We start from the raw sequence: 15134 nt of genomic DNA on the forward strand, positions 1-15134 counted from the left end.
CGGCGGCTGACACCAGCGGTTGACACCAACAAGCGTGACCAGCAGCGGTCGACGCCGGACCTCAGTGGACGATCGGCCGAGGCGCAGGCCCGGTTGGTCGGCGTCGACGCTCCCCGGTGATCGACCTGATAAGGATGAGGCCAGACCTCAAAATCAGATTCCTAGACCGTCGCTCGCCGGACCTGGTAGTCCCAGCGTGTGAGCGACCGGACGACGGTCTCGGCGCCAATGGGGTTGGCGCTGTGTACGAAGACCGTGCCGATTCGGAAGGGCCGCCCGTTGAAAGCGGCTTCTTCCATGAGGGTCACCACGGGCAAGATACTGTCGTCGCCGCCGAGGTCATGGTCGAGCCAGAGTTCGTCGATGAATCTGTCGCGGTGCTCTTGCAGGAGCTTGATACCTTCGTCGCTGCTGCGCGCGATCCGCGTGGTCCAGGGCAGCGGCCGGAGGTCGTCTATGCCGAGGATGACGGGCGTCGGTACGGGCGACTCTTCTTTCACCCGAGCATTATCACGGCAAGGCCACGGCTGGCCCAGCGGAGGAGCGTGATCGCTGAACTAGGCCGGTGCAGCTCTCGACGATGGCACCCTCGGCGGACCAGTGTGGTCAGCCAGTAGCCTGCGGCAATCAGCCCACCGACCTTGGAGGCTCCGTGGTCCATGCTGCTCTCACTGAACCGGATCGGCTGTGGTCGGCGCAGGAGGTCTTGGTGCGTCCCAGCCCGGTGCCGGCGGCGGCCGGGGTCTACGGATGGCACTTCGAGAAGGCTCCCTGCCCGGACCTCGATGCCGGGCGCCTGCTCTACGTCGGCATAGCCCCGCGGTACATGGCGAACCGGACCAGCACGCAGAACCTGCGCAAGCGCGTGCGGTATCACTACCGGGGCAATGCGGCCGGATCAACGCTTCGCCTCACCCTCGGTTGCCTGCTCGGGATTGAGCTGCGTCGCGTAGGCAGCGGGAAGCGCATGACCTTCGGCAAGGCCGGGGAAGCCACCCTCAGTCAGTGGATGGCAGAGAACGCGCGAGTGTGCTGGATCGAGCGTGACGAACCGTGGACCATGGAGTCGGAGCTCATCTCTCAACTCGACCTGCCTCTGAACCTCGACCAGAACCGCCACAACCAGTTCCACAGCCGTCTTACGGAAGTCAGATCCCAAGCCCGGCAGCGAGCAAGGGAGTTGGCTGTCAGTGCATAGTTCGTCGGGTTGACATCACCAGCTGACATCAACGGCGGCGAACGATGGTGCACCGGGGCGGCCGCAGACGGATCGGCGAGCGACCAGCGGGTCCCGTTCTGGCACACGGCAACGCGCTGCGAGCGAACCTACAAGGCGGTTGTCCTCCCCCGTGGCCTATGCGTGGACAAGTAGCCGTTGAGCGGGTATGCGCAGCCCCGTGACCAGCACGTTGCGTATGAGGCGAAGGGGCCTCCGAAGCCGTGTGCGCAGGGCTGTTGGATCGGTGCAGGGTTCTTTCTGGCGCCGTAGTTGAGGGTCGTACGATCTGCTCACGCTCGTGATGGCACGGCGTGAAGCGGAGGATTCATGAGGCTTTTCAGGTGGGGACTCACAGCCGTGGCCGCAGGGGTGAGCGTGCTGGCCATGCCTCCCGGCACAGTCCAGACAGCAGCGGCGGCTTCCGTCAGTTCCAAACCGACCTGCGCATACGGCGAGATCACCGGTTCCGGCAACCTGTCGAAGATGCCAACCTCCACGAAGGCCGGACAGAACCTGGTCACCTACACCACCGTGCGCAACGCCAAATCGGCACCGCTTTCCGGGGTGTTCTTCGATTACCAGATGGTGCCGCCGAGTAACCGCAAGGGCACGGCGCCCACCGTCTGGTGGAAGTTCAATGGTGGGTCGTGGCATCACTTGATCATGACTTGGCACCCGGCGACCCAGTCGTCCACCGCCCAGTGGGTCAGCGGTGACGCTGTCCTCGGGAACCTCCCCGGCTTTACCACCCACACGTTGGAGATGACCGTCGACTACCCCTCCGGCGCGACGCATGGGTTCTACGCCGGCACCCTCCTGGCGGGAGCGAAGACGTGCGGATACCAGCTCCTAGGAGCGATCACGGTAAGCACGGACTACCTGCCGCGGTAGACCACTTGCTGGTGCCCGATACAGCAGAGAAGTACAGCAACCTCCCCGACTGCAGCTGACCCGATCCGCCCGTCAGCGGCCGAGTGACAACCTGTATGACCGCGAATGACTGTTCCCTCTAGAGCTACGGAGTCACCACCCACGGCCAGAACGACATGGTGCTGGACAACTGGGGCCGGGTGGAGACCTGGACCGCCACCGCACCGGTGACCTCGCACGGCCCCAGCGGCATCGGATTCGTCAACTTCGGCGACGTCGACCGGCTGGATGTACAGGCACCGATCACCACCCACGGCACAGGAGCGCGAGGCTTCAACCTCTACGACGGCTCGCTGCGGCACGCTTCGTTCGACTCCATCGCCACCACGGGCGACGGCGCGATCGGCATCCAGGTCACCAAAACGCTGCCGCAACTGGAGGTCTGCGGAGACCTGACGACCACCGGCGGCACCGGAACCAGCCTGGTCCGCGGCGTCCAATGCAGCTCCCGGCCAAAGTCGCTCCGCCGCCCGCGTGTTAGCGTGCCGCGCTGCCCACCTTGACCTCGGAGGCGTACATGGCCAGCTATGAAGAACACGAGCAAGCTGCCATCGACCTCTTGGCGCCGTTTAGAGCTGTCACGGGAGGGACACTCCAGCCGGAGTATCGCTTGCAGATGGCTCAGGTGGAGGCACTTCTGGCGCTCGCCGCAGCCATGGCCGGTCGCCACTATGGGGCTCCTGAATCCACTTAGCCGGTTGCTGTACAGCAGCGCAGTACAGCAACCGCGCCAACCGCTGGGGGCCGCCCATGACCGCTAGCGCCCCCATGGTCAGGCCGAATGACTTCGGTGACCGCCTCGCCCATAGTTCGCATCGAGAGGGTCGCAATCCGGTCCGCTCCCTCATGTCACACTCCTGTAGCGCCTGCTGAGAACGCATCGGACTTGGGGGCAGACATGGTGACTCCACGCATTCGGAGAATCGCCGGCCAGATCATGTTCTGTGTCAGCCTGCTCTGGGCCAGCGGGGAGTCGATCTATGGAACCGGTACGTACCGCGTCGCCTCCATCCTGATGTTGATCGTCGGCGGGGTGACGCTTGTCGGCACGGCCCTCGATCACATGCGTCCCCGGCCGAAACGTCGCAGAGCGCGCGAGCGGGATGCCGGGAACTGAATACCCGCCCCGCGTGCCCGCCTGAGGGAGTCCCTGAGACGGCGGTACAGCAGCGAAGTACAGCAACCACAGCAACCGGTCCCGCCCCGTAGCGTCCTTGTAGACCCGAAGTGCGGCCTGTATGACCGTCATTGACCGATCTATCTAGAGCTACGGATCAGAAGGTGCACGACGCAGATAGTCGCGTGCCACATCCGTGCCAGATGCAGGGGTCAGCCGCGGTCAACAAGGGCGACTGCCGGGCGTCGACATGCCCACTAGCTCGGCCACGGAAGCCGCAGGTCACCGGTAGGACGCGTCACCCTCTCTCCTAAAGCGGGTGTCGCAGGTTCGAATCCTGCCGGGGGCACACGATGAAGGGCCAGCTCAGGAGGGGTTTCCCTCCCAGGCTGGTCCTTTGCTCTGTGTACACGCGTGCTACCGATGCCACGTGGATCGTGTGCTGATAGATCAGCGTGCCCGCGAGCTGCTGTGTCCCGGGCGCGTCATCAGCCCCAGACCTGTTGCCTGTACCTCGGAAGGTCGTGGAGGTTCAGCTCGCCTGTGACGCCCACGGACTTCCTGACCGCTTGCCCCAGTCATCCCGCAAGTTGCTCGTCAAGCCGCCCGGCTGCCACCCGAGCGGACACGTGACCGGTTACGGTCACGCGCAGCGAACCGCTCCAGGTGGCACGTGTGTTGCACGCGGGGCTTGGTCGGTCAACTTCCAGGCCCAGGCACCGAGCACCCCCTCAGCAGGGACCCGACGCCTTGTGCGTCACGGCCTGACGGTGAAGTACTGCCATGCGCCCCAAGTGCTGAGGTTGCCGGTGTCCTTGCTGCTGTGGACGTACTCGGCCCGCATACGGAACTTGCTGTTGACCGCCTTGGTCAGGCTCAGCGTCGCATAGCCGGTGCTCGTGGTGCTGAGCGTGTGGCAGGAGGAGGTGCTCTGCGTGTGCCAGGAACCGCCGTAGTACCGCTGGGTCTGGAATCGCACGCACTGGCCGTCCTTGTCGGGCGTGACCGTGGCGTTCAGCTTGGCCTGGGCGGTGTGGTGGTAGACCCTGTAGAGGAGGCTGCCGTAGTGGGTGCTCTCGTAGTAGCCGCTCAGCGACTCAGACACCTTGGCGTAGGCCGACGCGGTACTGGAAGTCGTGGCAGGGGCGTAGCGGTAGTCACCGGCGAAAGCTGCGGTGAAGGTGGTCTTGCGGGTGAGCTTGTAGGTCGCGGCCAGGTTGCCGTGACTGTCCACCGTGCCGGTCGTGATCAGCGCCTTCTTGCCGCCGTAAGGCTGGGCGTAGACCGCGAGAGTGCGGCCGTTGTAGGTCGTGCCGAGGTGGGCGGTGACCCTTGCGGTCGCGCCGTAGGCGTACGACGGAGCGTTGGTGGTGATGGACACCGCGGTGGCGCTGCGGAAGACCTGGACGGTCGCGGACGCGTTGACGGCCTGGTGGGCGGAGTCACCCGGGTAGGTCACGGTGTATGTGTTGGCTCCCCCGACCTGCGGGACATCGGCGATGTGGAAGGTGCCGTCGGCGGACAACGGCGCATCGGGCAGTGTCACGCCCGCGGGATAGGCCAGGTCGTTCTTGACGACGTGGACGGCCTCACCAGATGGGTACGGAGCCGCCGACAGCTGACCGGAGACGTCCAGTTGGACCGCCCGGCCGGATATCGCCGGGGCGGTAAGGGCGAGGGTGGGCAGACTCGGGGGCGGGAGCTGCCACGGAACCGAGACCTCGTACCCGGTCGGCCGCGACCGGTTCCCGGCCGCGTCGACCCCGACGACACTCAAGGTGTGGACACCCCAGGGCAGGGTGGTCGTGAGGCTCCCCTTTCCCTCAGCGTCGGCCGGAATCCGAGCGGCGCCCATGCCGGGCTCCTGGTCGAGGGCGTACTCAAAGTGGTCCAGGCCGCTGGCCTGGCAGTCCGAAGCTCCCGCCTCGGCGCACCCGCTGGGCAGGGAGTCGCTGGAGCCGAAGCTGAACGTGGTGAGCTGCCCCGCAGCCTTCGTGGGCGTTCCCGGGCTGCCCACCGGGGGGAAGTCCGGGTTGGTGACGACCGGGGCGAGGGGCGCGCTTCCATCCACCCTGAAGTAGCAGGGCGTCGACGGATTCGAGTACGCCGTACCGTTGTAAGTCGACGCGTGCCAGCCGTAGGTGTGCCCGTCCGACAAGGGCAGCGGGACATACACGGTTTGGGAGAGCACCGGCAGCCCGGAGACGGATCCGTCCGCCGCCTGCGAACCGTCCACGTCCCACGCGTGGACGACTCCCTGATACGTCACCCCGTTCACCGTCGGCCGCGGTACGCCGATGGAGACGGTCATGCCCGCGGGAGGCGGACTGGAGACGGTGGCCCAGGCCGGGCTGCTGTCGCTGCCGCAGTTCGAACCGACCGTCACTGTGGGCGTCGGCAGCGCCGGGTCGATCGGGGTCTGGTCAGCGGCTGCTGCCGCCGGTAGCGCTACCATCACCGCGCCGGCCAGCAGAAGCGCGAGCCAGCCGCGTTGGTGCACGGTTCGATTCACAGGTGTCTTCATTTCGAGCTGGGCCGGGCCGGGCCGACCGGTCAGTGTCGAGTGCCTACGCTCGCGGCGGGGTCAACGCGCGTGAATCCGGTCGTGCGTACGGCGGTTGCCCGTCTTTCCAGCACACCCGGCCGTCCATCCCCCGTTGCTGCGGCACAGAACCGCAGAGCACGCGGAGCCTAACACCGCCTCGGACAACCTCAGCGGTCCTTGATCAACCATTTACTGGATGGGGTACTTGGCTGTCCACACGCCTTCCGCGGCGCCCCTGCCGATCCTCCGACCAGCCAGGCGGTCTCTCTGATGCTCCGCCATGCAGCAGCCCACGGCGTTCCGGTACGGCGGGTCCGTATCCGTCGTGGCGGTGGACATGCGAGGGCAGAAGTTCTCGCCATCGTCGTCGGCCATGCGGTGGAGCTCAGCGAGACAGAGCATGTCTGCTGGACCGCCGAGCTGCCGATTCGGCCGCGGCTACCTCAACGCAGGCCGCATAGCCGAGGAACACGAGCAGTTCCGGGCCGCGCAGGCGATCGAGAGGCGCGCATAACTCGTCACTGAGTCGGCTCATGGCGATGTCCCCGCGGAACGGATTCAGCACATATGAGCGTGGGAAACTACGTGAACACGCGAGAACTACGGAGGGGCGTTTCGCCAGGCCAGACGCGCCGAGTCCCACGTTTCTGCAGGTCATAACCCTGCCCAGGGAAAACTCCTAAAGCGGGTGTCGCAGGTTCGAATCCTGCCGGGGGCACCAGTTCAGAGAGGGGCCGCCTCCGAAAATCCGGAGGCGGCCCCTCTCTGACATCCACAGCTGACATCAACGAGCACGGTCACTGAACGATCGGGACGCCTCCTGAGCAGCCGATCCATGTGACTCATGGCCTCGCGCTGCGTGTCCTGGACGACGTGCGTGTAGACGTCCATGGTGATGCTGATCTGACTGTGCCCAAGGATCTCCGTCACGACGCGGGGCGCGACTCCGGCCGCTGTGAGGAGGGTGGCCGTGCCGTGCCGGGCGTCATGCAGCCGGACGACTCGGATGCCGGCGGAGTCGGCGATGCGGGTGAAGGAGCTGTAGACGTTCCGTGGCTCGACCTGGCGGTCGGCGCGGGTGGTGAAGACGTCGCCGGATGCCTGCCCCTTCCCCTGCTTTGGCGCGTGCGGCGGACTGTCGTCCGGTGCCAGCGCAGCGGGGCGATGCAGAGCGCGGGCAGCGGTACGGCGTGACGGCGGCGGCTCTTCGGATCGTCGCCGTGCAGGACGTCACGGCGGCGTTGCGTCTGCTGACGGACGTACAGGACACGGTTGTCGAGGTCGAGATCGGACCGGCGGAGGCCGATGATCTCGCCTCGGCGAAGGCCCATGGCGATGGCGAGGACGAAGGTCGCGTAGAGCGGATCTCCGCGAGAGGCGGCGAGGAAGTCGAGCGTCTCGTCCAGCGTCCAGGGCTTCAACTCCCTGTTGTCCGTGCGGGGCGGCTCGACCAGCTTGGCGACGTGGCCCTGGACCCAGCTGATCACCACCGCGTTCACGCGACTCCAGTGACTGCCGAATCCCGGCTGACCAGCAACAACGCCCCGCCCCAACGAGCCGTTCCACGACCGGAGCAGTGGAACCCGGCGCCCACCCGACGTGACAGCCGGGCCGCGACCATGCCCGCCACCCGCCTGAGCAGCCGAAACGGCCCACTGGATGAACCGACGGGCCGTCACGAAACATCGAGGCCAGTGGCCCGTGATCCCCCGGCGCCGAACAGAAGTAGTTGATACAGCCATCGATCTGCTGCATACCAACTGTTCAGTTTGGCCAGAGCCTGGCGCAGGTCCATACCTGCTGGGTAGCGTGCGCCCACCCCCCGCTTCCCTTCGGTCCCGTATGGGTCCATGAGTCGCATGAGGAGAAACGGGATGCCAGATCCGTTCCCTTATCCCGAATACCAGCCGCGCCGGTCAGGAGCGCCGTACCGCCCCGCGCCTCATTTCGCCTCTTCCGATGTCATCTACGCGTGGCAGCAGCAGGAGTTCGACAGTGGGGCGACGTCGCCCCACACGGGGCTCGGTCACCACAGCGATCTACGTGTGTTGCGCCGCGCCTACCGCACCCAGCGGCGCGTGGCGACGTTCACGGCACTCGGATACTTCACGCTCTTTCTTGTGCTGTCCGCGTTCGCACCGTCGTTGATGACGGGCACTGTCTCCGGCGGCCTGTCCACGGGGCTGCTTCTCGGGCTGCTCCAGGTACCCGTCACCTGTCTGGCGGTCGGGCTGTACGAGCACGCCGCGCGCCGCAGGGTCGACCCGATCGCGGACCGCATTCGCAAGCACGCCGAGCTGGACGTGAAGCGGGGAGTGGCTCGGTGAGCGGTTTCAGCAGTTCCACGCAAGCGATGTCTTTGGTGGCATTCACGGCGGTCGCTACGATCATCCTGCTGCTGTGCGTGATGACAGGACCTGACGGTGACGACCTCGACGAGTTCTACACCGGGTACGGGTCGCTGTCGCCGATGCGCAACGGCCTTGCCATCGCTGGGGATTACATTTCCGCGGCGACGGTCCTGTCCACAGGCGGGGTGATCGCGCTCGACGGGTACGACGGCGTCGTCCTGGCACTGAGCATCGCCCTCTCCCTCATGCTGCTGATGTTCCTGCTGGCCGAACCGTTGCGCAACGCCGGCCGGTTCACCATGGGCGACGTGCTTGCGCGGCGGATGCCCGGCCGCAAGGTGCGCATCGCCGCGTGTGGGGCGACGATCGCGGCCCTGCTGCCGATGATGCTCATCCAGCTCGCCGGCACCGGTGATCTGCTGGCGTTCATCCTTGGCTTTTCCAGTGACTCGCTGAAGACCGGATGCATCGTCGGGATCGGCGCACTGATGATCACTTACGCGGTGATCGGCGGTATGAAGGGCACAGCCCTCATCCAGGTCTTGAAGATCGTGATGCTGTTCGGCTCCGGCGCGGTCGTGGCCGCGCTGATTCTGCGGCAGTTCGACTGGGACCTGGGCAAGCTGTTCTCCGCCGCGGCAGCGCACAGCGGCGTGGGGCCGGCCTTCCTGCACTCCGGTCTCCAGTTCGCCGGTGGCCCCAGCCCCCGGCTCGACATGATCAGCTCGGAGCTCACCGTCATCCTCGGCGGCGCCTGCCTGCCGCACGTCACCATGCGCATGTACACCGCGACCAGTGCCCGTCAGGTGCGCCGGTCGATGTCCTGGGCTGTGTCGTGCGTCGCACTGTTCATGCTGATCTGCACGGTCGTCAGCATCGGGGCAACGGCGCTGATCGGGCGCACGACGATCGCCGGTGCCGACCCGACGGGCAGGACCGCGTATCTGCTGAGCTCACGGGCCGCGCTCGGAACGAGTGTTTCGACGTCCGAAACGTTCCTGTTCACCATGGTCACAACGGCGCTTTTCCTCACCCTGCTCGCATCGGTCGCCAGCATGATCCTGGCCTGTGCCAACACCCTCGCGCACGACCTGCTCGCGCGCCGTGATACGACTCCCCGCCGCGAGATGACCATCGCCCGGGTCTCCGCCCTGGCGGTGGGCGCCCCCACCATCCTGCTGGCCACCCTCGTCCAGCATCACAATCTGCAGCCGTTGGCTCTGCTGTCGGCCTCCATCGGTGCATCCGCACTCGCACCGGCACTGGTCTACAGCCTCTTCTGGCGCCGCTACACCCGCACGGGTCTGCTGTGGACCCTGATCGGCGGCACACTCGCCACCCTCGTCCTCATGACCGGCACCAACCTCGTCTCCGGTTCCCCCTTCTCCGCCTTCCCGCACTCCGACTTCAACTGGTTCCCGTTCACCACCACCGGCCTTGTCTCCATACCCCTGGGCTTCGCTTTCGGCTGGACAGGGACAAAGATCTCCGGGCGGCAAAAGGCGGAGGAACAGCGCCAGCAGTACGAGGCGGTCGAAGCATGGATTCTGGCGGGGGCGGCGAGACGAGGAAGCTGAATTGTGCCGAAAGCACCGCCCAGGCGGCCTGGGTACCGGCCAGGCCGGACTGCTGCGGTACCGGCTCCAGCAGTACCCGTGAACCCGCGCACGGACAGCCGACCCCGTGCGGTCGGGCCAGACCCGTGCCAGACCGTACGGGAAACCACGGGGAACACCGGGGAACCGGCCGACCTCGCACCGGGACAGCTCGACAACAGGTCAGGGGGTTGATTGATTGGGCGGCCGCACGTCACGGGCCGCCGGTGATCAGTTGTCGGCTACTGATCGCGCCCGGCGCCTACGACCCGCCGGCGAAGAAGCCGGACTTCAGGTCCTCGATGATGGCGTCGAGTGGTTGCCCACTGACGATGAACGGTCCGCTCCAGGGCGCGCTGAGTGCGAAGAGCAACGCCAGGCTCAGCCCGACCACACTCGCAACACCTACGATCAGCAGTGACGTTCGCAGACTGCTGCGGAAGACCAGTGCGCCGGAGTTCACGATCAAGGCCAGTCCGCTGACCACAAGCGTGACGACGTAGAGCGCGGGAACGTCGCGCGAGGCGGCCGCGATGCGGGCGCGACGGCTACTGGTGACACCGTCCATGGAGACCACCAACTCCGTGCCTGTCGGGGTTCCCACCTCGGGCCGGGCCGCCTCGGCGCGCACACTCCGCTCCAGGCGTGCGATCGCGTGAGCGGTGGCGGGGTCGTCACCGGACGCCGCTGCTGCAGCCTCCCACTCCCTGGCACGCGTGGTCTGCAAGTAGTCCAGAAGTGCCGCATGGATCGGCTCCGAATGGACGCGCGGACTTGTCGCCGCCCATGCCAGGCGGGAGGCCGCGGCCGCCTCGTCACTCACCAACCCCTCGGCTGCGCGCAGGTAGCCGGCCTCGCTGGCCAGTGTGAGTGCCGCAAAGATCGCGAAGGCAGCGCCGAGGGTCGGCATCAGGGGCGTGGCGATCTGCGGCACCCGATCCCGTTCCTCGACCGGTACGAGCACCCGGACGCCGACCCGCGCCGCGGCCGCGACCAGTAAGGCAAGAACGAGCCAGCCCACAACCAGCACCACCGCCGGCAGCGAGGTCAACCAGTTCACCACATCACCTACAGCGCGTTCCCGCGAGCGCCCTGCGGCGGCGGCACATCGGCCCCGCGACCTGGAGCTCCTCGTCGATCACTCTTAATGAACGCTCCATGATCACAGGTTGAAGACCTTTGACGCTCGCGACGCCCGGCACGGCATCTCTTTTCATTGGCCGAACAGCCGAATACGCCCAGTACGAGGCCGTACTGACAACGACCGCCACGCCCATCTCGCCTTCCGTCTCATTCAGCCTCGTTCAGCGCTGTTCGGCCGAGATCAAAAGCCGATACGTGATCAGCTTGGGACGTGGAGACCATCATCGCCAGTGCCATAGCCGTCCTCGGAACCTTGCTCGGCTCGGGAATCACACTGGCGTTTCAGCAACGCACCACCGACAGAAGCCACCAGTTCGCCCGCCGTGAGAAGCTCCGGCAAGAACGACTCGACGCCTACTCCATCTACGCCGGCGCGCTGATCAACTACCGCCGCTGCCTGGTGCACCTGTGGGTCTGCGAGCACGAACAACCGCCACCCGAAGACCCCGACTCCGTCCGGATCCGTGCCTACGACCTGCGCTCAAGCGCACAAGAGGCCCTGTTCCGGGTCCAGATGCTCACGGACGACGCGACCCTGGGTCAGACCGCAGAGGCCGTCCTCGCCGACATCACCGCACTGACCAAGACGGAGACCAGAAGCCAACTCGACCAGCGCCGAGTACAGACCCGTGACGACATCAGCCGACTCGTCAGAGCAGCCAAGCAGCATCTTTGAGGCACCCCCGGACGCAGCCCTTCGTACGGCCTGTCCAGCGACGGCCTCCCAAGCCGAGGACTCAGGCACCGTCGCTACGGTCCGGCCGGCGCGGCTTGCTCTGGTCGACCGCACCGGCAACGTGGCCGAAGCCAGTTAGGGTGCGGCGAGATATACGCGGTGCGTCACTGCGCAATGGCGGGCGGCTTCCACCGGCTGACGCCGTTCATGTACCCCATGGCCGGGCCCCGTCCCCGGGCCGTCCGAGGTCGCTCGACAGTGGCCGAGGACGACCAGCGACGGCCATCAGGCGCGCGGGACCATCGCGCCTGAGCAGGGAGATCTCAGGCCACCGAGATCCCCGACAAGGCCCAGGGCAAGAAGTAGCCCTAAGTTGGATCCTGCGGCTGATCTGACAGATTGTGCCACTCGTGACCACACCCGCCGACGCAGTGCAGCGTCCGCCTGCGAGTATCGGCGATGCCGAAAAGGGCGACGAGCAGCCGAAATGACTTCGTGAGTTCAGAGGCCGGAAGTCGGTCCATCCCGAAGCGCCATTTCGTGAGCATCACCGCAGGCGTGTGCGTGGGCCGAATGCCAGAGCGCGCGATGCTCTCCGCCACATCGTCCTCCCCCGCACGAGCCTCCCCGCAGAACAGCGCCAGCGTGTGCAAGGCCTTGCGCCGGTCATCGTCCGAGAGGCCCTCGAACCACTCGACACCGTCAGCCACGGGTCTGAGCCCTTGCGCGAGTTCGTTCAGGATCACCTCGTGTGCGTACAGCACAGCCTCTCACCCCCATGTGATCAGGCCGACGGTACGCCCGCGGGCGCCCGAGAGCAGCACAGTTTTAGGTGTTCCGTGCAGGACGGTTTCGTCCACTTCTACGACGAGGAAGGCCGAAGGGGTTCTCGATCAGGGCGAACCAGGTAGCCATGGTCCAGCAGCTCCAGCGGTACGGCAGCTTCGTACCTCAAAACCCCAGCAACAGCCCTGGCCCGGCCCGATACCGTCCCTGGAGGCTTCGTAGCGGCCGGTATGACCGTCGCCGACTTCCCGTCCGGGCCCGCTAGATCACCCGAAGAAACCGCGGGTCACCCCCAAGACGCCCCCGTCTCTCCCACAAAGCGGGTGTCGCAGGTTCGAATCCTGTCGGGGCACAGAGAAACACCAGGTCAGAGTGCTCCTCGGCGTCCATGGCCTGAGTGAGCCTGCCGGGACCGAAGCGGAACTTCGAGGGATCGTGGGAGGAGAGGCGGGACAGTCCGACGGGCGTCGGGCCGAAGGTGTCGGCGGCCGGATGGCCGGGGCCGTCGATGCCGAGCGCCTTGGCCGAGGTCACGCTGCTGATCCGGTCGCTGCCCGGTGCTGCCGGTTCCACGGGGATCCGGCCGCCAATGAAGTCGCCGGCACCGCGAGCACGCTGACCAGAGGGCCGCGCGCTCGCTCTCCTGGCGTGTCAGGCGTGTTGGGGCAGTACGGCATCGGCCTGGTCGCCGAAACCGGCGTCGCGTGCGCGCAGTACGGCGGCGGCCCGGTCGTGCACCTCCAGTTTGGTGAAGATGCGGGAGACGTAGTTGCGTACGGTCTTCTCCGCGAGAAAGAGGCGCCGGGCGATCTGGCGGTTGTTCATGCCGTCGGCGAGCAGTTCCAGTATCTCCGCCTCCCTGCTGGTCAGTTGGGAGAACTCGGGCGGCTCGGGGAGTCTTTGTATGGTGGCGAAGAACCTGCTGAAGCGAGCCGCGATCGTCGGGCTGAACGCGGCGCCCCCGCGGGCCACGATGTGCAGCGCCTGAAACAGTTCCTCCGGGGACGCGATCCGCGCGAGATACCCGTTCACGCCGAGGCGGAGGGCGGAGACGATCACGTCGTCGTAGTCGTTCTGCGACACCACGACGATCTGTGGCCGTGACTTCTCCTGGCGGTACAGGGAGACGATCCACGCAACGTTCCTGCAGATGGCGCGTTTTGACGGTGGCTCAGCGATGATCACCACGTCCGGCCGGAGCGGGTTGTTCTCCAGACATCGAAGGCCGTGGGATTCATCGACCGCCGTGCCGATGAGGTTGACGCTGTCGTCCTGTTCGACGATCGCTTCAAGTCCGGCCAGGGACACCGGGTCCTCACTGAGGATGAAGAGATTGATCCGCATAGCTTTGCACCCCCGTGGTAAGCGTTGTACGCCTGCAAAGACGGTGCCAGCCTAAGCAGACTAAACGGACGGACTACACCGACTTGAGCGGTCATGGTCCGGTTCCGGCCGCGTTGGACGTCCGGCTGATCAGACACATAGGTTCGGGACATGGGAGATGTCTCGCGCCGACGCCTGATCCTCCTCGACGGGGCGGCGGCCCTCGGGTTCGCCCTGCTTCCGCAACTGACGCTGGTACGACCCGACAGCGGCGGCGCGCCCGGTGGGCTCGCCGTATCGCTGCTCTCGCTCGCCACCGCGCTGCCGCTCGCCGTACGGCGGCTGTGGCCCGTCCCGGTGTTCGCGATCGTCCTCACCGCGTCCTGCGTGGCGCTGGCCGCCGGTCTCGGCCCTGCCGTGTTCCTCTCCGCGGCCTACGCCCTGTACCTGGTCGCGACGACACGGCGACGGCAGCTGGGGCGGTCGGCCGTGATCGTCGGCGGGGCGAGCACGGCGGGCGCGGCCCTGCTGACGGTGACGGGCGGGCAGCACTACACAGGCGGCACCCTGGCGGTGCAACTGCTGTTCGGGCTATTGGTACTGGGGGCGACGTGGGCCGCGGGGACGGCCGTACGGGAGCGACGCGAGAGCCTGCGGCGGACCATCGTGCAGGCGACCGAGCAGGCCAAGGTCGAAGAACGCATGAGGATCGCCCGGGACATCCACGACGTCGTCACCCACAGCGTGGGCCTGATCGCGATCAAGGCCGGGGTCGCCAACCACGTCATCGCCACCCACCCCGAGGAGGCCGGAGAGGCCCTCACCGTCATCGAGGACATCAGCCGCAGGGCGCTGCGCGACATGCGGGCCACCCTCAAGGTGCTGCGCCGAGAAGACGACGCCCAGCAGCAGGACCTCCAGCCGGTCCCCGGACTGTCGGACCTGCCTTCCCTGGTCCGTACGGCCGAGGCGGCGGGCGTCAGCGTCGACCTGCGCTCCGATTGCGTGGAGGAACCACCGGACGGGGTCGCGCTGACCGCGTTCCGGATCGTCCAGGAGGCGCTGACCAACGTCGTCAAACACGCTGCCCCGACCCGCTGCCTGGTCAGCGTCACCGCGCAGGACGGTGTGCTGACGATCGGCGTCACCGACGACGGCCCCGGACCCGGGCACCGGCCGACCGTTCCCGGCGGCGCCATGGGGCTCGTCGGGATGAGGGAACGGGCCGTCGCGCACGGCGGGACCCTCACGGCGGGCCCCCGCCCCGGCGCGGGCTTCCGGATCCTCGCGACACTGCCGTACTAGTGCCACGCCAACCGCCATACGTCCCGCCCCCCGCATATGGCTGAAACGGTCTCATACCCCGGTATGGGTCCGGTCCGCGAAACCGGCCCGCACCGTCCCGACCCCGGTCCGATGTGTGGTGCGGCCGCCGCGGCCAGACTCGTC

General features: G+C 66.8%; 13 protein-coding genes, 1 tRNA gene and 1 pseudogene. 9 read left to right on the forward strand and 6 right to left on the reverse strand.

Features of this window, described 5'->3' with window-relative positions; all coding sequences use genetic code 11:
- Positions 1-161: 161 nt before the first annotated feature.
- Positions 162-500 (reverse strand): cyclic-phosphate processing receiver domain-containing protein, encoded by a 339-nt coding sequence (locus FNV62_RS23295; RefSeq protein ID WP_097285119.1) that lies wholly within the window; start codon positions 498-500, stop codon positions 162-164.
- Positions 501-565: 65 nt separating this feature from the next.
- Between FNV62_RS23295 and FNV62_RS23300 the strand changes: the two genes are divergently transcribed.
- From FNV62_RS23300 to FNV62_RS23315, 4 genes are all read left to right on the forward strand, one after another.
- Complete coding sequence (locus FNV62_RS23300; protein ID WP_225900343.1) at positions 566-1198, forward strand: GIY-YIG nuclease family protein; 633 nt, start codon at positions 566-568, stop codon at positions 1196-1198.
- 378 nt (positions 1199-1576) lie between these two features.
- Positions 1577-2110: a hypothetical protein gene (locus FNV62_RS23305; protein ID WP_144315626.1), complete on the forward strand. Its 534-nt coding sequence runs from the start codon at positions 1577-1579 to the stop codon at positions 2108-2110.
- Positions 2111-2265: 155 nt separating this feature from the next.
- The gene (locus FNV62_RS23310; protein ID WP_225900344.1) at positions 2266-2652 is read left to right on the forward strand and encodes a hypothetical protein; all 387 of its coding nucleotides are present in this window, start codon (positions 2266-2268) and stop codon (positions 2650-2652) included.
- A gap of 395 nt (positions 2653-3047) precedes the next feature.
- Positions 3048-3266 carry a hypothetical protein gene (locus FNV62_RS23315; protein ID WP_143601931.1) on the forward strand — a complete coding sequence of 73 codons (219 nt, stop codon included), beginning with the start codon at positions 3048-3050 and terminating at the stop codon, positions 3264-3266.
- Between the two features lie 757 nt (positions 3267-4023).
- Here FNV62_RS23315 and FNV62_RS23320 read toward each other — a convergent pair.
- On the reverse strand, positions 4024-5778 hold the full coding sequence (locus FNV62_RS23320) for a hypothetical protein (RefSeq protein ID WP_144315627.1): 1755 nt from the start codon (positions 5776-5778) through the stop codon (positions 4024-4026).
- A gap of 837 nt (positions 5779-6615) precedes the next feature.
- Positions 6616-7277: pseudogene (locus FNV62_RS23325) on the reverse strand (tyrosine-type recombinase/integrase); the annotation flags it as partial.
- Between the two features lie 408 nt (positions 7278-7685).
- On the opposite strand from FNV62_RS23325, the gene FNV62_RS23330 reads away from it, so the two are divergent.
- Entirely contained in the window at positions 7686-8138 is a 453-nt protein-coding gene (locus tag FNV62_RS23330) for a DUF485 domain-containing protein (RefSeq protein WP_097285125.1), read from the forward strand.
- 26 nt (positions 8139-8164) lie between these two features.
- Complete coding sequence (locus tag FNV62_RS23335) at positions 8165-9739, forward strand: cation acetate symporter (protein WP_225900345.1); 1575 nt, start codon at positions 8165-8167, stop codon at positions 9737-9739.
- A 280-nt stretch (positions 9740-10019) separates the two neighbouring features.
- On the opposite strand, the gene FNV62_RS23340 is transcribed toward FNV62_RS23335, so the two are convergent.
- Positions 10020-10808: a hypothetical protein gene (locus tag FNV62_RS23340; protein ID WP_186003099.1), complete on the reverse strand. Its 789-nt coding sequence runs from the start codon at positions 10806-10808 to the stop codon at positions 10020-10022.
- Positions 10809-11111: 303 nt separating this feature from the next.
- On the opposite strand from FNV62_RS23340, the gene FNV62_RS23345 reads away from it, so the two are divergent.
- Positions 11112-11576, forward strand: a complete 465-nt coding sequence (locus FNV62_RS23345) for a hypothetical protein (RefSeq protein WP_143627001.1) — start codon at positions 11112-11114, stop codon at positions 11574-11576.
- 368 nt (positions 11577-11944) lie between these two features.
- Here the strand turns inward: FNV62_RS23345 and FNV62_RS23350 are convergent, their stop codons facing one another.
- Positions 11945-12322: a DUF5958 family protein gene (locus FNV62_RS23350; RefSeq protein ID WP_263986621.1), complete on the reverse strand. Its 378-nt coding sequence runs from the start codon at positions 12320-12322 to the stop codon at positions 11945-11947.
- A gap of 252 nt (positions 12323-12574) precedes the next feature.
- On the opposite strand from FNV62_RS23350, the gene FNV62_RS23355 reads away from it, so the two are divergent.
- Positions 12575-12716 (forward strand) — tRNA-OTHER (locus tag FNV62_RS23355).
- Between the two features lie 297 nt (positions 12717-13013).
- Here FNV62_RS23355 and FNV62_RS23360 read toward each other — a convergent pair.
- Positions 13014-13706, reverse strand: a complete 693-nt coding sequence (locus tag FNV62_RS23360; RefSeq protein ID WP_054228351.1) for a response regulator transcription factor — start codon at positions 13704-13706, stop codon at positions 13014-13016.
- Positions 13707-13856: 150 nt separating this feature from the next.
- Here FNV62_RS23360 and FNV62_RS23365 point away from each other — a divergent pair, with 150 nt between their 5' ends.
- A complete protein-coding gene (locus FNV62_RS23365) occupies positions 13857-14990 on the forward strand; it encodes a sensor histidine kinase (RefSeq protein WP_143601957.1) in 1134 nt (377 codons plus the stop codon).
- Positions 14991-15134 lie beyond the last annotated feature (144 nt).

Source organism: Streptomyces sp. RLB3-17 (assembly GCF_007113425.2).
GTDB lineage: Bacteria > Actinomycetota > Actinomycetes > Streptomycetales > Streptomycetaceae > Streptomyces > Streptomyces mirabilis_D.

Bases quoted from the DNA above. Each gene is read 5' to 3' on its own strand.
- FNV62_RS23310 (WP_225900344.1), top strand. From the start codon at position 2,266: ATGGTGCTGGACAACTGGGGCCGGGTGGAGACCTGGACCGCCACCGCA.
- FNV62_RS23315 (WP_143601931.1), top strand. From the start codon at position 3,048: ATGGTGACTCCACGCATTCGGAGAATCGCCGGCCAGATCATGTTCTGT.
- FNV62_RS23330 (WP_097285125.1), top strand. From the start codon at position 7,686: ATGCCAGATCCGTTCCCTTATCCCGAATACCAGCCGCGCCGGTCAGGA.
- FNV62_RS23335 (WP_225900345.1), top strand. From the start codon at position 8,165: ATGTCTTTGGTGGCATTCACGGCGGTCGCTACGATCATCCTGCTGCTG.
- FNV62_RS23360 (WP_054228351.1), bottom strand. From the start codon at position 13,706: ATGCGGATCAATCTCTTCATCCTCAGTGAGGACCCGGTGTCCCTGGCC.
- FNV62_RS23365 (WP_143601957.1), top strand. From the start codon at position 13,857: ATGGGAGATGTCTCGCGCCGACGCCTGATCCTCCTCGACGGGGCGGCG.